Annotated in this window: 23 protein-coding genes; 13 read left to right on the plus strand and 10 right to left on the minus strand. The window is 67.4% G+C overall.

The window, feature by feature from the left end:
• Positions 1-3 precede the first annotated feature (3 nt).
• Entirely contained in the window at positions 4-522 is a 519-nt protein-coding gene (locus tag EGH21_RS01295) for a helix-hairpin-helix domain-containing protein (protein WP_220616667.1), read from the minus strand.
• 50 nt (positions 523-572) lie between these two features.
• Positions 573-1,370: a shikimate dehydrogenase gene (locus EGH21_RS01300; RefSeq protein ID WP_220616668.1), complete on the minus strand. Its 798-nt coding sequence runs from the start codon at positions 1,368-1,370 to the stop codon at positions 573-575.
• A 138-nt stretch (positions 1,371-1,508) separates the two neighbouring features.
• On the opposite strand from EGH21_RS01300, the gene EGH21_RS01305 reads away from it, so the two are divergent.
• From EGH21_RS01305 to EGH21_RS01335, 7 genes are all read left to right on the plus strand, one after another.
• On the plus strand, positions 1,509-2,870 hold the full coding sequence (locus tag EGH21_RS01305) for a sodium:calcium antiporter (RefSeq protein WP_220617282.1): 1,362 nt from the start codon (positions 1,509-1,511) through the stop codon (positions 2,868-2,870).
• Positions 2,870-4,225, plus strand: a complete 1,356-nt coding sequence (locus EGH21_RS01310; protein ID WP_220616669.1) for a D-aminoacyl-tRNA deacylase — start codon at positions 2,870-2,872, stop codon at positions 4,223-4,225. Before EGH21_RS01305 ends, EGH21_RS01310 begins: the two co-directional genes overlap by 1 nt.
• 103 nt (positions 4,226-4,328) lie before the next feature.
• Positions 4,329-5,489, plus strand: coding sequence for a cell division protein FtsZ (gene ftsZ, locus EGH21_RS01315; RefSeq protein ID WP_220616670.1), 1,161 nt, complete (start codon positions 4,329-4,331; stop codon positions 5,487-5,489).
• Between the two features lie 123 nt (positions 5,490-5,612).
• Positions 5,613-7,160 (plus strand): methyl-accepting chemotaxis protein, encoded by a 1,548-nt coding sequence (locus EGH21_RS01320; RefSeq protein ID WP_220616671.1) that lies wholly within the window; start codon positions 5,613-5,615, stop codon positions 7,158-7,160.
• Between the two features lie 69 nt (positions 7,161-7,229).
• Complete coding sequence (locus EGH21_RS01325) at positions 7,230-7,496, plus strand: hypothetical protein (RefSeq protein WP_220616672.1); 267 nt, start codon at positions 7,230-7,232, stop codon at positions 7,494-7,496.
• A 58-nt stretch (positions 7,497-7,554) separates the two neighbouring features.
• On the plus strand, positions 7,555-7,734 hold the full coding sequence (locus EGH21_RS01330; RefSeq protein WP_166969032.1) for a protein translocase SEC61 complex subunit gamma: 180 nt from the start codon (positions 7,555-7,557) through the stop codon (positions 7,732-7,734).
• Between the two features lie 4 nt (positions 7,735-7,738).
• On the plus strand, positions 7,739-8,176 hold the full coding sequence (locus tag EGH21_RS01335) for a transcription elongation factor Spt5 (protein ID WP_166969030.1): 438 nt from the start codon (positions 7,739-7,741) through the stop codon (positions 8,174-8,176).
• 133 nt (positions 8,177-8,309) lie between these two features.
• On the opposite strand, the gene EGH21_RS01340 is transcribed toward EGH21_RS01335, so the two are convergent.
• Positions 8,310-8,600 (minus strand): DUF7565 family protein, encoded by a 291-nt coding sequence (locus EGH21_RS01340; protein WP_220616673.1) that lies wholly within the window; start codon positions 8,598-8,600, stop codon positions 8,310-8,312.
• A 62-nt stretch (positions 8,601-8,662) separates the two neighbouring features.
• Between EGH21_RS01340 and EGH21_RS01345 the strand changes: the two genes are divergently transcribed.
• The gene (locus tag EGH21_RS01345) at positions 8,663-9,463 is read left to right on the plus strand and encodes a PHP-associated domain-containing protein (protein ID WP_220616674.1); all 801 of its coding nucleotides are present in this window, start codon (positions 8,663-8,665) and stop codon (positions 9,461-9,463) included.
• On the opposite strand, the gene EGH21_RS01350 is transcribed toward EGH21_RS01345, so the two are convergent.
• Together EGH21_RS01350 and EGH21_RS01355 are read right to left on the minus strand one after the other, a co-directional pair.
• On the minus strand, positions 9,460-9,966 hold the full coding sequence (locus EGH21_RS01350; RefSeq protein ID WP_220616675.1) for a metal-dependent hydrolase: 507 nt from the start codon (positions 9,964-9,966) through the stop codon (positions 9,460-9,462). The two genes, EGH21_RS01345 and EGH21_RS01350, sit on opposite strands and share 4 nt — an antisense overlap.
• A gap of 37 nt (positions 9,967-10,003) precedes the next feature.
• Positions 10,004-10,513: a CinA family protein gene (locus EGH21_RS01355; RefSeq protein ID WP_220616676.1), complete on the minus strand. Its 510-nt coding sequence runs from the start codon at positions 10,511-10,513 to the stop codon at positions 10,004-10,006.
• An 80-nt stretch (positions 10,514-10,593) separates the two neighbouring features.
• Here EGH21_RS01355 and EGH21_RS01360 point away from each other — a divergent pair, with 80 nt between their 5' ends.
• Positions 10,594-10,737, plus strand: a complete 144-nt coding sequence (locus EGH21_RS01360; RefSeq protein ID WP_220616677.1) for a hypothetical protein — start codon at positions 10,594-10,596, stop codon at positions 10,735-10,737.
• Positions 10,738-10,774: 37 nt separating this feature from the next.
• On the plus strand, positions 10,775-11,893 hold the full coding sequence (locus EGH21_RS01365) for a pyridoxal phosphate-dependent aminotransferase (RefSeq protein ID WP_220616678.1): 1,119 nt from the start codon (positions 10,775-10,777) through the stop codon (positions 11,891-11,893).
• Between the two features lie 52 nt (positions 11,894-11,945).
• Here EGH21_RS01365 and citE read toward each other — a convergent pair whose 3' ends face one another.
• Genes citE through glmS form a run of 5 tightly spaced genes read right to left on the minus strand, consistent with a single transcriptional unit; the run spans position 11,946 to position 17,225 of the window.
• The gene (gene citE, locus EGH21_RS01370) at positions 11,946-12,992 is read right to left on the minus strand and encodes an L-malyl-CoA/beta-methylmalyl-CoA lyase (protein WP_220616679.1); all 1,047 of its coding nucleotides are present in this window, start codon (positions 12,990-12,992) and stop codon (positions 11,946-11,948) included.
• Entirely contained in the window at positions 12,989-14,074 is a 1,086-nt protein-coding gene (gene mch, locus EGH21_RS01375) for a 2-methylfumaryl-CoA hydratase (RefSeq protein WP_220616680.1), read from the minus strand. Before mch ends, citE begins: the two co-directional genes overlap by 4 nt.
• Positions 14,067-15,338 carry a methylaspartate ammonia-lyase gene (locus tag EGH21_RS01380; RefSeq protein WP_220616681.1) on the minus strand — a complete coding sequence of 424 codons (1,272 nt, stop codon included), beginning with the start codon at positions 15,336-15,338 and terminating at the stop codon, positions 14,067-14,069. Before EGH21_RS01380 ends, mch begins: the two co-directional genes overlap by 8 nt.
• Positions 15,328-16,782, minus strand: a complete 1,455-nt coding sequence (locus EGH21_RS01385) for a methylaspartate mutase subunit E (protein ID WP_220616682.1) — start codon at positions 16,780-16,782, stop codon at positions 15,328-15,330. The genes EGH21_RS01380 and EGH21_RS01385 overlap by 11 nt, the downstream gene beginning before the upstream one ends.
• 2 nt (positions 16,783-16,784) lie before the next feature.
• Positions 16,785-17,225 carry a methylaspartate mutase subunit S gene (gene glmS, locus EGH21_RS01390; protein WP_220616683.1) on the minus strand — a complete coding sequence of 147 codons (441 nt, stop codon included), beginning with the start codon at positions 17,223-17,225 and terminating at the stop codon, positions 16,785-16,787.
• 121 nt (positions 17,226-17,346) lie between these two features.
• On the opposite strand from glmS, the gene mct reads away from it, so the two are divergent.
• The 3 genes from mct to EGH21_RS01405 all read left to right on the plus strand — a co-directional run bounded on the left by mct (position 17,347) and on the right by EGH21_RS01405 (position 20,822).
• Complete coding sequence (gene mct, locus EGH21_RS01395) at positions 17,347-18,537, plus strand: succinyl-CoA:mesaconate CoA-transferase (RefSeq protein WP_220616684.1); 1,191 nt, start codon at positions 17,347-17,349, stop codon at positions 18,535-18,537.
• Positions 18,538-18,586: 49 nt separating this feature from the next.
• Positions 18,587-18,799, plus strand: a complete 213-nt coding sequence (locus EGH21_RS01400) for a hypothetical protein (protein WP_220616685.1) — start codon at positions 18,587-18,589, stop codon at positions 18,797-18,799.
• A gap of 85 nt (positions 18,800-18,884) precedes the next feature.
• The gene (locus EGH21_RS01405; RefSeq protein WP_220616686.1) at positions 18,885-20,822 is read left to right on the plus strand and encodes a methyl-accepting chemotaxis protein; all 1,938 of its coding nucleotides are present in this window, start codon (positions 18,885-18,887) and stop codon (positions 20,820-20,822) included.
• Positions 20,823-20,852 lie beyond the last annotated feature (30 nt).

The following is a 20,852-nucleotide window of genomic DNA, read 5'->3' on the forward strand; positions in this document are numbered from 1 at the left end:
CAGTCAGTACGCCTCGGCGCGCTCTATCCAGCCGTCGACGCGACTCTCCGAGAGGTCCGTCTCGGCCGCTATCTCGGCGGCGTCGGCCACCGCGAGTTCGCCGACCGTCTCGATGCCGAGCCCCGAGAGACGCTTCGCGTACGCCGGGCCGATACCCTTGATCTCGGTGACCGGGTCGTCGCTCCCCTCGGGTGCCTCGGGTTCCGGCACTGGTTCCGGTTCCGACTCGGCTTCGGCGTCCGCTGCAGCGTCCGGTTCTGCTTCGGGGACCGTCGCGTCGACGTCGTCCTCGTCCGTCTCGGCGTCGCCCGCGTCGGGTTCGGTCGCCGCCCCGGCGTCGGCGTCGGACACGTCCGTTTCGGGTTCGGTCGCCGCCGTCCCGGTCCCTTTGACCGCGTCTTCGCTCTCTGTAGATGGTTCGCGCTCGACGGTGACGTCTACGTCACCGGACGACCCCGACCCAGACGTAGATTCTGCCCCGTTGAGCCCGAGTGCAGACTTCAGTTTCTGAAGGAGACCCATGCCTGACGATACTGCCCCCCGGCACTAATCTCTTGCTGGTACGCTATCGGTTACAGGCCGCTTCGTAACGCCTCGTTCATGGGGTCGACCGGGGCGTCCTCGCCGGTCCATCGCTCGAACGCCTCGACACCTTGATACAGTAACATCCACGCGCCGTCGACGGTCGTCGCGCCCACGCTGGCGGCGTCGCGCAACAGGCGCGTCTCGATGGGGGAGTACACCGCGTCGAGGACCGCGAGGTCGGGGGTGAGCGCCGCCTTCGGGACCGGCGTCTCGTCCTCGTCCATGCCGACGCTCGTGCAGTTGACGAGGACGTCGGCGTCCGCCAGTAGTGCGTCGAAGTCGCCGAGGCCGTGGCCGGTGGCGTTCGGCACCTCGTCGGCCAGCGCGTGGGCCTTCGACGCCGTTCGGTTGGCGATACGGACCGACATCCCCTCGTCGGCGAGGCCGAACGCGACTGCTCGGCCCGCCCCGCCCGCACCGACGACGACGGCCGTCCCCGACAACTCGACGCCGTGGTGGTCGAGGGCTCGCACGGCGCCCACAGCGTCCGTGTTGTACCCCCGAGGCGTCTCCCCGGAGAAGTCGACGGTGTTGACGGCGCCGATTCGCTCGGCCAGCGGGTCCGGGTCGACGGCGTCGAGGACGTCCTGCTTGAAGGGGATGGTGACGTTCAGGCCGGCGACGCCGAGCCTGTCGGCCGCCTCGACGGCGGCGGCCCCCTCGTCCGCCGGTGGTTCGAACGTGACGTACGTCGCGTCCAGTCCGAGCGCCTCGTACCCCGCCTCGTGCATCGGCGGCGACAGCGAGTGCCCGACCGGGTTGCCGATGAGACCGTAGACGTCCATACACCCGCCAGCGCGCGCCTCGGATATGAACGCCACGCTCCCGTGCCGACACGGTCGGGCCACCGGCCCCGACTTTCGCAAGCTTTTCACGCTGACCTGTGCTGTCACCACCTAGTGAGTCGTCTACGTCATCCCCTGGTGCAGGTGGCCCTCGCGGTGTCGCTGACCGCGGGTTGGGTCGGTGCTGTCCTCCTCGGCGTCGGCTTCGACACGGTCGCGACCGTCGCTGTGAGTGGACTGGCCGTTCTCGGTGCCTCCTTCCTGCTGGCGTGGGGTGCGGAGACGGCAGAGAAAGACGTCCCCCGTGCGTTCGCAATCGCCGTCCTCGCGGTTCTCGCCGTCGCGCCGGAGTACGCCGTCGACGCACTGTTCGCGTGGAACGCGGGGGCCGGCGGGGCGACGACGGAGGCGTGTGCCAGACTCTCGGCGGCCGCGATCGAGGCCGGCGAGACACCGCTCGCACAGGCCTGTCACGACGCCAACCTCGCCATCGCGAACATGACCGGTGCCAACCGCATCCTCATCGGTATCGGGTGGGCCGGCATCGCCGTGTTCACCATCCTCCGGTCCACGTCGACGCAGGACCCCGCCGTCCAGAAGCGCGAGGGCTTCATGGCCGACGTGGTCCAACTCGACACGGACATCGCGACGGAGATTACGTTCCTGCTGGCGGCCACCGCGTGGGCGTTCGCCGTGCCGCTGGGCGGCGGCATCGGTGCGCTCGACACGCTGTTCCTCGTAGGGCTGTACGTGGCCTACATCGGCCTCGTCCTTAAGTCCGACATCGAGGCACACGACCACACCGTCGGCGTCCCGCAGTACTTCCAGACGTGGTCGCTGCCGTGGCGGCCGCTCGTCGTCCTCGTGCTCTTTGGCTACTCCGGGGTGATGATATTCACCGCCGTCGAGCCGTTCGCCCACGGCCTGGAGGAGATCGGCCTGCAAATCGGCGTCCCCTCGTTCTTCATGATTCAGTGGATAGCGCCGCTGGCGAGCGAGTCGCCGGAGCTCATCGTCGTCGCCGTCCTCGTCAACAAGGCCCGGTCGACGGCGGGGTTCAACGCGCTCATCTCCTCGAAGCTCAACCAGTGGACGCTCCTCATCGGGACCATCGCCGTCGTCTACTCCATCGCGCTGGGGCGGTACGGCGTCCTCCCGTTCGACGCTCGACAGGCCGCCGAGATATGGATTACGGCGGGCCAGTCGTTCTTCGCGCTGGCACTGCTCTGTAACTTCGAGATATCCGTCCGCGAGGCCGTCTTGCTGTTCGTGCTGTTCATCAGTCAGGTGCTCGTCGAGTTCGCGCTCATCCGGGACCTGATAGTGCTCCCGATATCGAGCCACGACCTCCTGCTGGGGTACACGGCGCTGTACATCGTCGCCGGCGTCGTGCTGTTCGCCCTGCGGTGGCAGTCGCTGAAACGCCTCCTCGGACTGGCCGGCGACGCCTTCCGGACGGCGTTGGGTAACGAACCGGTCCACGTGGACAAGGCCGACTGATGCTCGCTATCGCCGTCTCACGGGCGGACGAAGCGTCGACACACGTCGGCGAGCACCTCCTCGAACTCGAAGCGTGGTCGGAGACGACGGACGACGGCCGACCGGACGGCGAGGGTGGCGGGACCGTCTACCGGACCGAGGGTGCCGAACTCCGCGAGTTCGACGCGCTCCACCTCGAACTCGACGGCGTCGCCGAGGCCTTCGACGACCCCGACTGTCTCGCGTTCGCCTCCCGGCACGCCGGAGAGACCGACGAGTTGCTGACCGCCCACCACACCGGCAACTTCGGCGCGGCGGAGTTCGGCGGCGAGGCGGGGCAGTTCGCCAGGGCGTGTCCGAACGCCCACCGCGCCGTCGTCCACGCCCTGACGGAGCACGCGCCCGACGACTACGAGGTGGGGATGGAGTGTACGCACCACGGCCCGACGGACGTCGGCGTGCCTTCGATGTTCGTCGAAGTCGGGAGTGCCGAGGCACAGTGGCGCGACCCCGACGCCGCCCGCGCCGTGGCGCAGGCCATCCTCGACGTCCGCGGCGTCGCGGCCGACGCCCCGCGGGAGAACGGCACGCGTCGGCACCTCGTGGGCTTCGGCGGCGGTCACTACGCACCCCGGTTCGAACGGGTCGTCCGCGAGACTGACTGGTCGGTCGGCCACGTCGCCGCCGACTGGTTACTCGACGCCCTCGACGAGTGGGCCGACGACGAGACCGAGCGGAGAGCGGTCCTCGACCGCGCTTTCGCCGCCAGCGAGGCCGACTACGCGCTACTGGAAGACGACCGCCCCGACCTCGTCGCGACGCTGGAGTCGCTCGGCTACCGCGTGGTCGACGAGACGTTCGTCCGGGAGACCAGCGGTATCTCGCTGGCCCTCGTCGAAGCGCTGGAGGCGGCGGTGACGCCCGTCGACGCCGGTCTGCGGTTCGGTGACCCGGCGAGGGGCGACACGGACGAGTGGGCCGTCGTCGACCTCCCAGACGGTTTGCTCTCGGAGGCCGTCGGCATCGACGAGGCGACGGTACGGTCGTGGCTCGAGGACCACGCACTCGCGTTCGACACGGAACAGAACGGCACCGTCGTCACCGGGCCCGTCGTGTTGCCGGCCGGTCGCTCGCGCGACGACGCCGTCGCGGCGTTGGCCGACGTCCTCCGCCAGCGCTACGACAGCGTCGAACGCGAGGACGGTGCCCTCGTCGCTCGCGAGGAGCGGTTCGACCCGGACCTCGCACGCACCGCGGGCGTGCCCGAAGGACCGAAGTTCGGAAAGCTCTCCGCGGGCCAGTCTGTCGAGGTCGATGGTGAAGAAATCGGGCCCGAGCGGTTCCAACGGGAACGTATACGCCGATTTACGTTGTAGAAAACGGCCCGCAAAACGCCCGAAGGCGGCGACCAAATCGTCAGACGAGTGTCAGACACAGGGGGAAAACTAATGAGTGTTCGTCTGCAACGGGGATTTAAATATGGACTCGATTATCGACGACGCCATCGACGAGGCCGAGGAGGAACAGGACGCGGCCTCCGACGGCGAGACGGCAACCGAGACGACGCCGAGCAGAGAGGACATGTCGACGTCGGGGACGATGACCGACGACGAACTCGCGAGCGTCGTCAAAGACCTCGAGACGAAGATTACCGTCGTCGGTGCCGGGGGGGCGGGCGGCAACACCGTCACCCGGATGATGGAGGAGGGTATCCACGGGGCGAAACTCGTGGCCGCCAACACGGACGCCCAGCACCTCGCCGACGAGGTGAAAGCCGACACGAAGATTCTCATCGGCCGCAAGCGCACCGGTGGTCGCGGTGCCGGCTCGGTCCCCAAAATCGGCGAAGAGGCCGCACAGGAAGACATCGAGGACATCCAGCAGTCCATCGACGGCTCAGACATGGTGTTCGTCACCGCCGGTCTCGGTGGCGGCACCGGGACGGGGTCGGCCCCCGTCATCGCGCAGGCCGCACAGGAGGCCGGCGCTCTCACTATCTCTATCGTCACTATCCCGTTCACTGCGGAGGGTGAGCGCCGCCGGGCCAACGCCGACGCCGGCCTCGAACGGCTCCGCGCAGTTTCGGACACGGTTATCGTCGTCCCGAACGACCGACTGCTCGACTACGCGCCGTCGATGCCCCTGCAGGACGCGTTCAAAATCTGTGACCGCGTCCTGATGCGCTCGGTCAAGGGGATGACCGAACTCATCACCAAGCCCGGCCTCGTCAACGTCGACTTCGCCGACGTCCGCACCATCATGGAGAACGGCGGCGTCGCGATGATAGGGCTCGGCGAGTCCGACTCCGAGAACAAGGCACAGGACTCCATCCGCTCGGCGCTCCGCTCGCCGCTACTCGACGTGGAGTTCGACGGCGCGAACTCCGCCTTGGTCAACGTCGTCGGCGGTCCCGACATGAGCATCGAGGAGGCCGAGGGCGTCGTCGAGGAGATATACGACCGCATCGACCCCGACGCCCGCATCATCTGGGGCGCGTCCATCAACAACGACTTCGAGGGCAAGATGGAGACCATGATAGTCGTCACCGGCGTCGAGTCCCCGCAGATATACGGCCAGAGCGAGGCCGAACAGGAGAAGGCCGCCCAGCAACTGGGCGACGACATCGACTACGTCGACTGAGTGGACCCGTCACGGGCGGCGCAGTTCTCGTCGTAACCGGTCCGCCGTCGAACGACCCGCTCGACTTCCTGTTGGTGAGTAAAGATAAGTATTATAGGAGTAGATTTGGCTTTGTTCAGGTATATGGGAACAGGTCGGCCGGCATCTCACGAACAATCGAATGCGGAAGTCGAGACAGAGGAGACAGACGAGACGCGAATCGGCGGTGGCGGGACAGGCGGCGGTCCGTTGGACTATCAGCTCATTCTGGACCACGTCGATACACCGATTTTCGTCCTCGACGGCGACGGCGCCATCACGCACTGGAACAGGTCTATCGCGGCCCTCACCGGCGAGTCACAGGCCGAAGCCGTCGAACTCGCCGAGGAACACGGCGTCGTCGGACCGGCGTTCTACCACGACGGACGCCGGTCGATGACCCTCGCGGAGAAGGTCATCGAGGCGCCCGAGTCCGCCGACGAGGAGTACGGCGTCCCGCGAATCGAAGACGTCGACTACACGCTCTACGCCGACCAGAGCGTGATGAAAGACGCCCACGGGGAGGACCGCCACATCCGGTTCAGCGCGGCCCCGATGTACGACGAGGACGGCACGCTCACCGGCGTCGTCGAGATGATACAGGACCGGACCGAAGACGCGCGCCGGCAGGACCAACTCCGAGGGATGGTCGCGGAACTGCAGGGGACGATGGCCGACATCGAAGCCGGGAACCTGCAGGCCCGCGCCTCCGTCACCGAGACCGACTACGTCGACGACGAACTGCTAGACGTCGTCGACTCGCTGAACCAGATGGCCGAGCGACTGGACGACATCGTCACCGACGTCGCCGGACGGACCGACAGCCTCCACGACTCCGTCGAGTCGGTCGCCGACAGCAGTCAGCGGGTCTCCGAACTGTCGACGGAGCAGTCGGAGACGCTCGCCACCGTCAGTCAGGAGGTCGAATCGCTCTCGGCCACGATAGAGGAGATAGCCTCGACGAGCGACGAGGTGGCCTCCACGGCCCGGAACGCAGACGACGCCGCCACGGAGGTGCAAGAGACCGCGGAGGAGACGGAACGGGTCATGCAGGACGTCGGCGAGTCCACGGAGCGGGTCGCCGAGGACGTGTCCGCACTCCGTGACCGCGTCGACGAGATAGACGAAATCGTCGCCGTCATCGACGACATCGCCGACGAGACGAACATGCTGGCGCTGAACGCATCCATCGAGGCCGCGCGGGCGGGCGAGGCCGGCGAAGGGTTCGCCGTCGTCGCCGACGAAGTCAAGAACCTCGCCGAGGAGTCACAGGAACGTGCGTCCGAAATCGAGGCGATGGTCGGGCGAATCAAGGCGGACACGCAGGACACCGTCGAGAACCTCGAGGCGACGAACGAACAGGTCAAGCGTGGTATCGAACAGGTCGAGAACTCGACCGAGGCCCTGACCGACATCGTCGCCGCCATCGAGGAGACGGCGAGGGGCATCGAACAGGTCTCGGAGGCCACCGACGACCAGGCCGCGAGCACCGAGGAGATAGCGAGCATGTTGGACGAAGTCGTGCGCCGGGCGGAGGAGGTCTCGACCGAGATGCAGGACGCCGCGGCCAACACGCGCGAGCAGACCCGGCAGGTCGAGGAGATCAACGAGACCGTCAGTCGTCTCTCCGGCGGACAGTCGATGAACCGCTGACTGGGTCTGCCACCCGTTCCTAACTTGTTAGGTATCCAAGCGAGGTTCGACGACCGTATAGTACCGTGTATGTCCGAAACCGGCACGAACGGCGATACCGACGTCAGCGATGCGCTATCGGCACTCGGCGACTCGATGGAGCGACTCAGCACCAACACCACAGGTCTCGGGGCCGCCGTCAAGCAGTTGCAGGCCTCCACACAGCGACTGAGCGCCCAGCAGTCCGCCGTCGCCGAGCGGATGACCGAGACGGCCGACACGCTCGGTCGAGACGACACGGCCCGACAGCCGTCGGCGACGCGTCGGTCCGGTCGGTCGGCGGTTGCGGACGACTGACACCCGCAGGCCGTCGCGCACCACAATATAGAAAAGCCACCAGTGGGTACGCCTCGGTATGGACGTTCCGTACGACCTCACCTCCTACGTTCGCGTACTCAAACTGGCGAGTACGCCGTCGTGGGAGGAGTTCTCGCAGATCGCAAAGATTGCCGGTGCCGGCATCATGCTCGTCGGCCTCGTCGGCTTCATCATCTTCGCCATAATGACCTTCGTCCCCGGCAGCAAACCGGTGTAAACAGATGGGTATCTACGCAGTCAAGACGACGGCGAGCCAGGAGCGCACCGTCGCAGACATGATTATCAACCGCGAGGAACCGGACATCCACGCGGCGCTGGCACCGGACTCGCTGACGAGTTACGTGATGGTCGAGGCGGACGACCACGCCGTCTTCGACCGCATCCTGGACGAGATCCCCCACGCCAACGGCGTGGTGCAGGGCGAGTCCTCCATCGCGGAGGTCGAACACTTCCTGTCGCCGAAACCCGACGTCGAGGGCATCGCCGAAGGGGACATCGTCGAACTCATCGCCGGGCCGTTCAAAGGCGAGAAGGCGCAGGTCCAGCGCATCGACGAGGGGAAAGACCAGGTCACCGTCGAACTGTACGAGGCTACGGTCCCGATTCCGGTCACCGTCCGTGGCGACCAGATTCGGGTGCTGGACAGCGAGGAACGGTAGGCCAGTTACGGTCGAGGGGGAGCGTAGCGATCCCTGAGACGACGAAGAGCGGGGCCCGACCGTCTGACGGCGTCACCGCCGCGTTTTTGTAACGGGGGTCGCGCCGCAGCGTACCGAGGTGAGAGGTGGCCTCTCAGCCTTCCAGTCTGTCGATGACTTCGCTCATGTCGGCGGTGGACTCGACGGACTCCTTGATGTTCTCCCGACGCCTGACCTCGGCGGCGGAGGCGTCGTAGGCGCGGACGTACTCCGCGCGCGAGTGTTCGTCGAAGGCGTGTTTGATAGCGAAGTACCCGTCGGGGACGACGGTCCCGCACACCTTACACGAGACGCGGTCGTGTTCGGTCGACTGGTGGACGATGAGGTCCTCGACGCGGTCGAACTGGCTGTCGTCGCCCTCGATAGCACACTCCCAGCGTGACATTGCTGAGAGGCAGGCCGTGCGACACCAAAAGCGTTCGCCACGACGCCGGACGACTCCCGTAAATGGAAACCTCTAATTGTGACACCGGGATAGCGAAAGCCGTGACGAGTGAGGGGTTCCACGTCGACCTACACGTCAAGATTCTGGACGAGCGTGTCGTCCAGCGAGCGAAGGCACGGGGGCTCGACGCCCTCGTGTACGCCCCGCACTTCACGCGGTTGCCGGACATCCGTGCGAGAGCCGAGCGGTTCTCCGACGACGAGTTGACCGTCTTCCCGGGCCGAGAACTGTTCACGGGGACGTGGCAGCGACGCCGACACGTCCTCGCCGTCGGTTTAGACGAACAGGTCCCGGACTTTCTGACCCTCGACGGGACGATGGCCGAGTTACAGCGACAGGAAGCGGCGGTACTCGTCCCCCACCCCGGATTCCTGAGTGTGAGCCTCGGTATCGAGGCGTTGCGGACGTACAACAGCACCATCGACGCCGTCGAAGTGTACAACCCCAAACACCTCCCGCACCACAATCGGCGGGCCCGGCGGTTCGCCCGCGAGACGGGACTGTCGACGTTCGCCTCGTCGTACGCCCACCTCACCGGGAGCATCGGCGAGGCGTGGACGGCGTTCGACGAGGCGTTCGAGACGGCAGACGAGTTGGCGCAGGCGCTACGAGACGAGGTCCCGCGGCGAATCGTCCACCGCGACGGACTGAGCCACACGCTCCGCCGTGGGCTGGAGTTCGCGCATCTGGGCTACGAGAACAGTTGGGAGAAGTTCGACCGGGTGATGCTCCAGGGGACGGCGCCGACCCACCCGGACCACGTCGCCTACGACGGCCAGTTCGACGACGTGAAAGTGTACTAAGCGACGAGCGCCGTGTTCTCGGCGAGTGTCTGCGTTATCTCTGGCGGGAGGTACTGCGGCAGGACGTGGACCAGCGCCGCGATGGCGACGAGTTCGAATATCGTGACGGCAACAGTGACGATTTCGGCCCTGTCGCTGGACGTGGTGACCCCCGAGGGGAACCCGTACTCGGTGTCCGAGAGCGGGTAGAACAGCGCGATGCCCCGTTTCGACCCCAGATAGTCGAGGACGTAGTGGGTCAGGACGCCGAGCCACACCCACTGGAGGTTGCCGCCGTGGTAGATTGGGTGGGCGACGAAGACGAGGAGAACCGGGAGATTGTGGAGCGTCTTCCGGTGTTTCCCGAAGGCCGTGTCGACGTCGGGGAACAGCGCCCCCAGCACCACCGGGAGGAACACCTCCGCGATGGTCGCGAACGTCGAGACGTCCCCGGAGGGGTCGAGGACGTACCCCAGCCCGATGCTCAACAGGACCGCGTTCAGAACGTGGCCGCGTTTGTCCATCTACGCGGTTCGATGGACGGCCACCCGATAGGTTTTGCTACTCCTCCTGTGTGGCGTCTAACAGGTCCGTGAGCGCCTGTCTGGCGATGCGTGTCTTGACCTCCGTTCGGGACCCGTCGAACTCGTAGTGAGTGACCGTACAGTCGGAGTCGTTCGTCTCCCACGGCGCGGCGTGTGCGACGGCGACGTAGACGGTCCCGACCGGCGTCTCCGGAGAGCCTCCGGTGGGGCCGGCGACGCCCGTGGTAGCGACGCCCCAGTCGGTCCCCGCGGTGTCTCGGACGGCCCGAGCCATCTCGCGGGCGACCGGTTCGGAGACGGCGCCGTGGGCGTCCAGAGCCTCGCGGGAGACGGCCAGCAGTTCCTGTTTCGCACGGTAGGAGTACGAGACGATGGCGCGGTCGAAGTAGTCGCTAGAGCCCGGGACGTCGGTCAACAGCGACCCGACGAGGCCGCCGGTACAGGACTCGGCGACGGCGACTGTCTCCCCGCGGTCGCGGAGTTCGTCGCCGACGCGTTCCTCGATAGGTGTCTCGTCGTCGGTCATGGCCGGTCGTTGCACGCGGGCGTGGATAAGCGTTCAGTCGCGGGGCTCGGACCTTTCCGTCTGGGTCACCAACACGTCCTATGGCCTACCAGACCACCCTCGGTTGGTCGCTCGTCTCCTCGGGTATCGTCACGCTCGTCCTCGGGTTCCTGCCCGGGTCGGACCTCCTGTGGGGGGCGTTGCTCCTCGCACTCGGCGTCCTGACCCTCTACGTCAGGCAGTAACGGAAAGAAAGACGGCCGCGGAGCGCCGACCGCTGGTATGGACTACGAGACGCCGCAGTTCTTCCGGGTGATGCAGTACGCGGCCCGGGCCGACCGGGACGTGGTCGACATGGTATCGGGCAACCCCGACTGGGACCCGCCGGATGGACTCCGGGACGGTCTCCGAGACTACGCCGAGGCCGACGCCGACGAGTACCAGTACGCGCCCAGCCGTGGCCTCAAGTCGCTCCGCGAGGAGATAGCCGCCAGACGCGACGTCACCGTCGACCGCGTCGTCGTCACGAACGGGACGGGCGAGGCCAACCACCTCGCGATGACCGGCGGATTGGACCACTTCTCGGGCGACGAGATTGTGCTGACCGACCCCGTCTACCCCTACTACGCCGGCCGGGCGAACTTCCTCGACGCGGAGACGACGTTCGTCGCCGCGGGCGATGACGGCCGCCTCGACCCGGAGACCGTGCGGGCCGCCGCCAGCGACGAGACGAGCGTCATCGTCGTCAACTCGCCGAACAACCCGACCGGTGCCATCTACGACGCCGACGCGATGGCCGAGTTCGTCGCTATCGCCGAGGACCACGACGCGCTGTTGGTCAGCGACGAGGTGTACGACCACTTCGACTACGCCGGCCGGTTCGCGTCGGCGCTGGAACACGACTCGCCGAACGTCGTCGCCACGAACGCCTTCTCGAAGTCGATGGCGATAACCGGACTGCGGGTGGGCTACGCCGTCTTCCCGTCGCCCGACGGGCCGAGTGGTGACCTCGTCGACCGCGCAGCGACACGACACATGCTGACCAACGTCAGCGGGAGTCGCCCCGCCCAGTACGCGGTCGAACGAGCCTTACAGACCACCTCGCCGGAGTACTACGCCGAGTGTCGGCGCCGCCTCGAACGGCGCATCGACACGTTCTGTGCGGCGCTGGACGCCGCAGGCGCCGAGTACAACCGGCCGGAGGGCGGGTTCTACGTGATGGCGCGGTTCCCCGACTTCGCCGGCAGTTTCGAGAACGTCTACGAACTCGTCGACGAGGCCGGCGTCGCCGGGATGCCCGGGGAGGCGTTCGGCGAGTCCCGGTCGGACTGGATACGGTTCGCCCTCGTGACGCCCCGCGTCGAGGAGGCGGCCGAGCGACTAGGGAACTTCTTCGAGTAGGTCAGACGGACTCGACCCGTCGGAACGGCGCCGCACCGAGCACCACCGTCAGTCAGTTGAACTGTAACTCGACGTTCAGCGCCCGCTCTAACAGACTGTCGTCGTAGTACTGGCCGGTCTGGTCCGGGTGCGAGTCGTCGATGGCTCGCACCGTCAGAACCGTGTTGGCGAAGTTCTTGTACGTCGCCTCGTCGACCATCTGGCCGTCGACGACGACGGCGCCAGTCCCCTCGCGCTTGGCCTCGTTGAAGGCCTCTATCTTCGAGAGGTCCCGGTCCAGTTCGTCGCTACTGGGCATGTGAATGCGGTTGGCCTGCGCGGTCTGTTTGGGGTGGAGCGACCACGACCCGTCGATGCCGATGGTCGCCTCGTGTTCGACCTGGTCGGCGTACCCCTCGGCGTTGTAGTAGGTGACGCCGGCGCGTTCGTGGAACAACTGGTCGAACGGGCCGCCGATGGAGACGATGCCCGCGGCGCTCGTCTCGTTGGACATCGCTTCGAGCAGGCCGTCCCAGCGCGGTCGCTCGCCGTGGAGCGCCCGACCGCCCAGTTCGGCCGTGTAGTCGACGGGACCGAAGACGATACCCGAGAGTCTGGAGTCGGTGGCGAACTGGCAAATCTCTCGGAGGTCCGAGCGGGCGGCCGCCGTCTCGAGGATGATGGCCATCTCCAGCGACCCGTCGTCGAGGCCGGCGTCGCGTTCGGCGTCGGCCAGCACCCCAGCGGCCTCGCGCACGTCGTCGAGACGGCCGACCTTCGGGAAGACGACGCCGTCGAGATGCTCGCCCACCTCGCTCGCGAGGCGGCGGACCTGTTCGGTCCCGCGCTCGCGGAACTGAGCGCCGTCGTAGGCCCACTCGACGCGCGGGAGAATCTTCCCGGCGAAGTCGGGGGCGTGGTCGGGCACTCGCTCGACGATGTTGTCGACGGCCTCCTCCTTCATCGACGGCGCGGTGCCGTCCTCGATGTCCGGCACCAGCCAATCGGGGGTCTGGAACCCCTCGCTGGTGAGGCCGGAGTCGAGGAACTTCGCGCTGTCGTCACGCGGGACGGCAGCGGGTGCGGTCTGGAACGTGCGGCAGAGTCGTGTGTCTGTCATTGGGAGCGCTGAACGAGTGCGGTTCGCCGGCCGCTGTAGACCGGGGTGCTGTCCTGATTGAACGCGACGTGTTCGAAGGTGACCGCGCCGGCCTCTTCGGGGCCGTCGTCGGCGTCACAGTCGAGGACTCGAGTGAAGCCGTATATCGTGTCGCCGAGCGTGACGAACGAGTGGAACCGCTCGTCCTCGAAGCGTCGCTCGCGGTACGTCGCTTCGTCCGAGCGGGCGTGAGCCAGCGCGATGGAGCGCGTCACGTCGCCGTAGGCGACGATGTCGCCCGAGGGCGAGTCGGCCATCTCGTCGCGGTTGTGGTGCTGACGGGCGGTGTTGAGCGTCGCCAGCGGTAGGCCCGCGACCAATTGGTCGTCCATGGTGCGACCGCGTTCGTGGCGGTAGGCGACGGCGGCCTGTTCCTCGCGGGCGCGTTCGAGGGCGTCACGGAAGTCCTCGAAGTGGCCGCCGTCCGGCGTGAGGAGCGTGTCGGGGATGTCGGGCGCTTCGGGGTCTGCTTCGCCGTCGGCCATCGACCCGCTGCCGTCCGTCGCCGCTGGCTCCCGGCGCGGAATCATGTTCGTCCGCTCGTAGGAGACGAGCGTCTCGCCCGTCTCGCGGTCCCGGCCCTCCGTCGCCCACGTCACGATGCCGTAGGCCGGCCGGGACGAGGAGGTCCGGGTGTCGACGACGCGGGAGGTGACGGCGAGTTCGGTGCCCGGCCGTGCGGGCCGGTGGAATTCGACGTCTGTCCGGCCGAGGAAGTAGCCGCCCTTCTCCGAGAGGTCCTCGACCGTGATACCCATCACGCAGGCCAGCAGGTAGTCCGGGTGGACGGGCACGCCGTCGAACCCGCGCTCGCGGGCCGTGTCGGAACGCCAGTACGCCGGGTCGTGGTTCAGGGTCTGGCCCATCCACTGCTCGCTCCCGTGCCGGGAGAGGCGGAGTCCGGGGTCGTGAGTGAGTTCGTCGCCCTCCGCGAAGAACTCGAAGTAGTGGCCCTTCTCGCGGGTGTCGGCACGGTCCAGTAAGGCGTCGAACGTCGTCTCGTCCGAGCAGTCGAGGGCGTCGGGGTCGCTCCAGTCAGTCATCGGCCTGCACCTCCTGTCGGCCGCCGCGCTGACGGGCGAGCGCCCGTCGCATCTCGTTGGTGACGACCATGAACCCCTCGTCGAAGCCCATGCCAGGCTTGGCCAGCACCTGTGCGGCGTCCGTCGCGAGGGCGACGTGGGCACAGGCCCGCGCGGAGGTGACCGTCTCGTTGCAGGTCCCGCCGAGGTACGCGCGAGTGTCCGTCCCGTCGCAGTACAGCACCGCCTCGGCGGAGCGCTGGACGCCGCCGAGGTCCGGCGTCTTCACCTGCACCACGTCGGCCGCGCCCGCGTCGACGAACGCCTGAACGTCCTCGAAGGTGTTGCACCACTCGTCGGCGACGATGTCGACGTCGACACCGGCGCTCCGTAACCCTTCGCGCAACTCGGCCATCTGCTCGATCTGCTCGGTGCGGCCGCCGGCGTCCATCGGCCCTTCGACCTGCAGCGGGTACGGCGCGGCGGCCTCCCGGAGCGTCTCGAAGTAGTCGGTGACCTCGGTGCGGTCGTACGGCGGGCCGAACACCTTCCCGAGGATGCCGTAGACGTCGACGTGGAACCGCGGCGCGTAGTTCTCGGGGCCGAGTTCGCCCGCGCGGTCCGAGAGCCACGCGAGGTACTCGCGTAATCCTTTGCCGTCCTCACCCACCTTCTCGACGCTGTTGAACAGGCCGTGGGGGAGGACGGGGACGCCCTTTATGAGCATCTTCTCGGCGTTGGTCCGGCGCTCGTCGCCCGACTGGCCGAACACCGGGACCGGCGACGTGGCCGGCGTGGTGTCGTAGGCCGCCGCGAGGACGGCCGTCGGCGTCTGTCCGCGGGCGCGAGCGGCGGCGTTCAGGAGCGCCTGCGAGACGCCGTAGCGGACCGCCGTGTGCAGGCGGTCACCGCCGGAGCGCTCCGGGTCGATGGCCTCCAGCGTCTCGGCGTTCTCCCGGAACAGCGTCGCGTCCCGGCCCCGCAGCGTGTCGGCGACGGTCCCCTCGACGACCGGACGGTACTCGTCGGCGCGGAAGAGCGGGTCCCGGCCGCCGGCGCCGGAGTACTGCACCGCGGCGCAGTCGCCCGTCACGACTGAGCCGTCGGCGAGTTCGAGTTCCACGATGAGACACTCGCCGGCCTCTCGGACTCGCTCGAAGCCGTCGGTCACCGGTTGGCCGTCGTAGGCGAACCCTCGCTGGGTCGCGCCGTCCTTGATAGCGCGCTGGTCGTCGAAGAAGAACCCGGAGAGGCCCGGCACCGCACGGACCTCCTCAATCCGCATCGCTGGCACCTCCCCGTTTCCCGGTCGGTCGCCCGATGAGTTTGCCGTCGCTGATGGCGTCGACGTCGTCGGCGACCATCCGGAACGACTGGTCACGGCCCTCCGTCCGCGCGCGTTCGCCGAGTCGAGCCTTGTGCGTCTCCTTGATGTCGTCGGGGAGGGCGAGGTCGGCGAACTCGAAGATGCGCACCCGGCCGTCGTCGTCCCGGGCTGGGAGGACCGCACCGGCGGCGGCGTCGCTCGGCGCGAACGGCACGTCCATCGCGCCCGAGTCGAACGCCCGGACGACCCCCTGCGCTACGTCGCCGTCGCCGGCCTCGTAGATTGCGTCCATCAGCGCGCGGGTCGCGCGCTCGATGAGGCGCTGTTCCTCGTCGATGCCGTTCAGGTCGATGTCTTGCTCTATCATCATGTCGATGAGCTGTCTCGTCGTGCGCAACCCGGAGGCGTTGGCCTCCTTCGTCGGGACGCCCTGGAACTCCTGTGGGGACTTCGTGATGACCTTGTCCGGTTTGGCGACGGCCGCCGTCGCGCCGCCGAGACTGATGACACCGTTGGCGCGGGCCTCGTCCGGCGGGAACCCGCCCATCCACTCGTGGAAGACGGTGGTGACGGTGACCGAATCGGGGAGGAACTCCTCGCCGAGTTCACGGAGCGCGCGCAGGGCGGCGACGTCCTGCACGACGTTGCCGACCTGTCCGTAGCCCAGCGTGAGCGAGCGGACCCCCTGCGTGGCCGCGAGTTGGCCCTCCACGAGCATCACCGCGATGGCGATGCACGGCGGCACCAAGGTGCCGGTCAGCGGGCCGAACGGTTCGCGGTTGATCGTGACGCCGCGTTCGGTGTAGGCACCGCAGAGCCGGTCGACGAACTGCCAGTGTTCGATGGTCGTCTCCAGGTCGTGACGCTTCGTGTAGGGGATGTTGTAGGATATCGGGCCGCCCTCGAAGGACTGGAACCCGCCCGCGAGGGTGACCATCGCCAGCAGGCGCGCGTCGGGCGTCCCGTGGCGCACCTCTATCGGTGCGTCCAGCGCGCGCACGAGGCGACGACAGTCCTCGACGCCGTGGTTCACGGCCGGGAAGCCGTTGAGTTCGTCGGCGTCGCCGTTGCGAGAGGCCGCGAGGCCCTCCTCCGCTTTCTCGTACTCGTTGTCACGCGTGTAGGAGTCGATGGTGGTGGGCAACAGGTCTGCACCGCCCTCGTCCTGTAAGTACCGGAGGAGGTCTATCTGGTCTTCGAGCAGGGGGACGCCGGCACGGGGCTGTAACAGCGGCTGGTCGGCGGATTCGAGAACCGGCGCGAACTGCTTGCTCGCGGGGAGGGACTCGTGGAAGGCGATTGCTTCCTCGAAGTCGACCTGCCGGCCCGTGTGCCAGTTGTCCCGCAAGTCGTTCGCGATGTGCTGTAGCTCGTCGGCGGCGAGCCTCGTGTCCGTGAGCATGGTCAGCTGTCGACCCTGACCTGCTCGCCCTCGGTGGCCGTGAGTTCGAGGTCACGACGGAGGTCCGCGATGGCGTCTTCGGGGTCGGTCTCCGCGTCGAAGACCCGGTCGAAGCCCATCTCGCGGAACGTCTCGCGGGTGGACTCGAAGTCGTCCTGCCCGACGGCGAGGTTGCCGCCGACGTAGGTCAGGACGTCGAGCCCTTCGGACTCCAGGAGGTCGTGGAACCCCTCACAGTCCTGCCGGGCGTGCCCGTACAGCGAGGAGACCAGTACAGCCTCGGCGCCGTGAGCTTTCGCTGCGTCGACGAACTCGGCCTGTGAGGTCTGGACGCCGAGGTTGACGACCTCGAAGCCAGCGGCCGAGAGCGCCTGCTCGAGAATCGTGATACCGACGACGTGAGCGTCGGAACCAATCACGCCGAGAATGACGGTCCGGGGCATGTACTACACGGTGCTCGCGGCGACAGTATAAACTTAATGGTCTTTCATGATAATACGCCCCTAGAGAATATATAATGATTTATCACCAAGATTTATGCCGTCGCCGTCGGTCCGTCTCGACATGGGTGCGCTTGCCGACCTGCGGGTGCTCGACCTGACGCAGGTCCTGTCCGGACCGTACTGCACGATGTTGCTCGCGGACATGGGCGCGGACGTCGTAAAAGTCGAGCGACCCGGCGGCGACATGATTCGCTCGAACCCGCCCTTCGTCGACGACCCCGAGGCGGAGGCCTACGGCGGGTACTTCCAGAGCGTCAACCGCGGCAAGCGCTCGCTGGAACTCGACCTGCGGACCGACGAGGACCGCGAGGCGTTCCTCTCGCTGGTCGACCGCGCGGACGTCGTCGTCGAGAACTTCAAAGCCGGGACGATGGAGAAGTTCGACCTCGGCTACGAGACCCTGCGCGAGCGGAACTCCCAGCTAATCTACTCCTCGATTCGGGGCTTCGGCGACCCCCGAACCGGCGAGACGCACCGACAGGGCCAGCCCTCCTTCGACCTCATCGCACAGGCGTTGGGCGGCGTCATGGAGATAACCGGCCCCGAGGACGGCCCGCCGACGAAAGTGGGGCCGGGCGTCGGCGACATCTTCACCGCGGCGCTGAACGCCGTCGGCATCCTCGCGGCCGTCCACCACCGCGAGCGAACCGGCGAGGGCCAGTACGTCGACACGGCGATGTACGACGCGATGGTGTCGCTGGCCGAGCGGACCGTCTACCAGTACTCCTGTGACGGGGAGGCACCGACCCGGCAGGGCAACTCCCACCCGACGCTGTTCCCCTACGACGCCTTCGAGGCGGCGGACGGTTACGTCGTCGTCGCCGCGTTCAACGACCGCCACTGGCAGACGCTGTGCGAGGCGATGGACCGACCGGACCTCGCCGCCGACTACCCGGAGACGCCGGACAGACTCCGCAACCGCGAGGCGTTGCGCGCCGAGATAGCCGACTGGACGCGCCAGCAGACGACCGACGAACTCGTGGCGCGACTCGACGGGCGCGTCCCGGCGGCACCCGTCCAAGACGCGAGTGACGTCTTCGCTGACTCGCACGTCCGAGACCGGGAGATGCTCGCCGACATCTCCCAACCGGGCGTGGACGACGAGATGACCGTCGCCGGCAGTCCCATCAAGATGACCGAGACGAACCCCCGGCCCCGCGGCCGTGCCCCCCTGCTGGACGAACACCGGGAGGAACTGCTCGGCGACGAGGAACCGACGAGCGACCGCCAACCCGCGGAAAGCGACGACTAACCGCGTTCAGACTCCATACTTTACTGTCCGGCGGGAGTGCCGACGGCCGATGCTCGTCGAGGCCGCACTGTTCGTCTCCGGACTCGCCGCCCTCGTCGTCGGTGCCGACCGCGCCGTCACCGCCGCCATCGTGCCCTCGCTGTGGTACATGCTCGGCGTCTCCATCGCCGTCCTCGCGCTGTTCTACTGGCGACGGGGTATCGACCGGCGTGCGGCCGTCGTCTGTCTGGCGCTGTACCTCCCGAGTTTCGCCCTCGTGTGAGTGCCGTTACCGGTACACTTCCGTCGATTACAACGTTTGATACTGTGAGGCGAGCGCTTTTCTCCGACTAGGTTTCCCATCTCGTATGGCCGATGCGAACGTGAGTTCCGGCGACGCGCTCGTCCGGGGTTCCAAGTGGGAGCAAGCGCTCCGTGATTTCGTCAAGTACACGCCGAGCGGCGATTCGATTCCCGAAGAGACGTGGCGGGCCCGCCACCGGAAGATTATCTTCCTCGTGCTCGCTCACGTGCCGTTCCTCTTCGCTCTCGGGATGTTCGAGGGGACCGAGTCGCTCGTCACGGGGGCGACGGTGCCGTCGATTCCACTGGGGACCGTCCTGTTCGAACTGGGCGTCGTGGTCGCACTCGTCGCCGCCGCCAGCGTGTCGCGGCTACCACTCCGGGTTCGGACGGCACTCGCGACGACGGGGCTCCTGTCGTGTTCGGTCGTCCTCGTCCACTTCTCGGGCGGGTTCATCGAGGCGCACTTCCACTTCTTCGTCGGGATGGCCGTCGTCGCCGTCTACGAAGACTGGGTCCCGTTCGCGCTGGGCATCGGCTACGTCGTGCTCACGCACGGCGTCTTCGGGATGATAAATCCCAGCCGCGTCTACAACCACACGGCCGCTATCGACAACCCGTGGGTCTGGGGGCTCATCCACGGCGTGTTCGTCCTCGCGCTCGCCATGGCGCTGATGGCACACTGGTACTCGACCGAGCGGTCGCGCGAAGAAGCGGCCGAACAGTTAGCGCAGGCACGAGCGAAGAGCGAGGAGATCGCCGACCTCGAGGCGAAGCAGGCCGAGATAGAGGAGGCCAGAGCCGAGGCCGAGGAGCTGAAGGCCGAGGCCGAGGCGAAACAGCGAGCGGTCGAGGAGGCCAACCAGCACCTCGAAGCGACGGCCGACGCCTACAGCGAGACCATGGCGCGGGCCGCCGAGGGCGACCTCGGCGTCAGGTTGGACGCCGACAGCGAGAGCGACGCCATGACCCAGATCGCCGCGTCGTTCAACGAGATGATGGACGAGACGGAGTCGGCGATGCGGGAGATTCAGTCGTTCGCAGAGGAGGTCACGGCCACGACGACGGAGGCGAGTGCGGGCACCGGCGAAGCGAAGCAGGCCAGCGAGGAGGTGAGCCGGGCGATTCAGGAGATAGCCGCCGGCGCGAGCGACCAGCGGGAGATGCTCGAGACCGTCTCGGGGGAGATGACCGACCTCTCGGCGACCGTCGAGGAAGTCGCGGCGTCGGCCGAGACCGTCGCCGAGCGGTCCCGCGAGACGACCGAAATCGCGGAGTCGGGCGAGTCGACGGCTCGACGGGCCATCGAGGACTCGCGGGAGGTGCAGTCGGCCATCGACGCGACGGTCGACAGCGTCGAGGTGCTGGACGACCAGATGGCCGAAATCGGCGACATCGTGGAACTCATCGGCGACATCGCCGAGCAGACGAACATGCTCGCACTGAACGCCAACATCGAGGCCGCGCGCGCCGGGGGCGGCGAGGGCGGTGCGAGCGGCGACGGGTTCGCCGTCGTCGCGAACGAGGTCAAGCAACTGGCCGAGGAGACCCAGGAGTCGGCCAACGAGATCGAACAACTCATCGCGGAGACGCAGGCACAGACCGACGCGACGGTCGAGGAAGCCCGAGCGGCCGAGCGGAACATGCAGGAGGGCGTCGAGGCGGTTCAGGAAGTCCTCGACGCGTTCACGACGGTCAGAGAGAACGCCGCGGAGACTGACGACGGGATTCAGGAGATAAGCGACACGGCCGACGAGCAGGCCGCGAGCACGGAGGAGGCCGTCTCGATGGTCGAGGAGGTAGCCGACATCAGTCGGTCGACGGCCGACGAGACGGAGAGCGCGTCCGCGGCCGCGGAGGAACAGGCCGCGTCGATGTCACAGGTGGACGGCAATGTGCAGTCGCTCAACCAGCAGGCAGAGCGACTCCAGTCCCTGCTGGCGAAGTTCGACGTGAGCGACTCCCGGGCCGCCGTCGAGTCCGGGGTCAGTACTGGGGTGTAACCGACGCCGGCGTCGCGGGTCGGTTCCGTC

Origin of the sequence: Haloarcula rubra, from assembly GCF_019599465.1 — an archaeon.
Lineage (GTDB): Archaea > Halobacteriota > Halobacteria > Halobacteriales > Haloarculaceae > Haloarcula > Haloarcula rubra.

Excerpts from the sequence above, each read along its gene's own strand:
- EGH21_RS01295 (WP_220616667.1), bottom strand. The coding sequence starts at position 522 with ATGGGTCTCCTTCAGAAACTGAAGTCTGCACTCGGGCTCAACGGGGCA.
- EGH21_RS01300 (WP_220616668.1), bottom strand. The coding sequence starts at position 1,370 with ATGGACGTCTACGGTCTCATCGGCAACCCGGTCGGGCACTCGCTGTCG.
- EGH21_RS01310 (WP_220616669.1), top strand. The coding sequence starts at position 2,870 with ATGCTCGCTATCGCCGTCTCACGGGCGGACGAAGCGTCGACACACGTC.
- ftsZ (WP_220616670.1), top strand. The coding sequence starts at position 4,329 with ATGGACTCGATTATCGACGACGCCATCGACGAGGCCGAGGAGGAACAG.
- EGH21_RS01320 (WP_220616671.1), top strand. The coding sequence starts at position 5,613 with ATGGGAACAGGTCGGCCGGCATCTCACGAACAATCGAATGCGGAAGTC.
- EGH21_RS01325 (WP_220616672.1), top strand. The coding sequence starts at position 7,230 with ATGTCCGAAACCGGCACGAACGGCGATACCGACGTCAGCGATGCGCTA.
- EGH21_RS01330 (WP_166969032.1), top strand. The coding sequence starts at position 7,555 with ATGGACGTTCCGTACGACCTCACCTCCTACGTTCGCGTACTCAAACTG.
- EGH21_RS01335 (WP_166969030.1), top strand. The coding sequence starts at position 7,739 with ATGGGTATCTACGCAGTCAAGACGACGGCGAGCCAGGAGCGCACCGTC.
- EGH21_RS01340 (WP_220616673.1), bottom strand. The coding sequence starts at position 8,600 with ATGTCACGCTGGGAGTGTGCTATCGAGGGCGACGACAGCCAGTTCGAC.
- EGH21_RS01345 (WP_220616674.1), top strand. The coding sequence starts at position 8,663 with ATGGAAACCTCTAATTGTGACACCGGGATAGCGAAAGCCGTGACGAGT.
- EGH21_RS01350 (WP_220616675.1), bottom strand. The coding sequence starts at position 9,966 with ATGGACAAACGCGGCCACGTTCTGAACGCGGTCCTGTTGAGCATCGGG.
- EGH21_RS01355 (WP_220616676.1), bottom strand. The coding sequence starts at position 10,513 with ATGACCGACGACGAGACACCTATCGAGGAACGCGTCGGCGACGAACTC.
- EGH21_RS01360 (WP_220616677.1), top strand. The coding sequence starts at position 10,594 with ATGGCCTACCAGACCACCCTCGGTTGGTCGCTCGTCTCCTCGGGTATC.
- EGH21_RS01365 (WP_220616678.1), top strand. The coding sequence starts at position 10,775 with ATGGACTACGAGACGCCGCAGTTCTTCCGGGTGATGCAGTACGCGGCC.
- citE (WP_220616679.1), bottom strand. The coding sequence starts at position 12,992 with ATGACAGACACACGACTCTGCCGCACGTTCCAGACCGCACCCGCTGCC.
- mch (WP_220616680.1), bottom strand. The coding sequence starts at position 14,074 with ATGACTGACTGGAGCGACCCCGACGCCCTCGACTGCTCGGACGAGACG.
- EGH21_RS01380 (WP_220616681.1), bottom strand. The coding sequence starts at position 15,338 with ATGCGGATTGAGGAGGTCCGTGCGGTGCCGGGCCTCTCCGGGTTCTTC.
- EGH21_RS01385 (WP_220616682.1), bottom strand. The coding sequence starts at position 16,782 with ATGCTCACGGACACGAGGCTCGCCGCCGACGAGCTACAGCACATCGCG.
- glmS (WP_220616683.1), bottom strand. The coding sequence starts at position 17,225 with ATGCCCCGGACCGTCATTCTCGGCGTGATTGGTTCCGACGCTCACGTC.
- mct (WP_220616684.1), top strand. The coding sequence starts at position 17,347 with ATGGGTGCGCTTGCCGACCTGCGGGTGCTCGACCTGACGCAGGTCCTG.
- EGH21_RS01400 (WP_220616685.1), top strand. The coding sequence starts at position 18,587 with ATGCTCGTCGAGGCCGCACTGTTCGTCTCCGGACTCGCCGCCCTCGTC.
- EGH21_RS01405 (WP_220616686.1), top strand. The coding sequence starts at position 18,885 with ATGGCCGATGCGAACGTGAGTTCCGGCGACGCGCTCGTCCGGGGTTCC.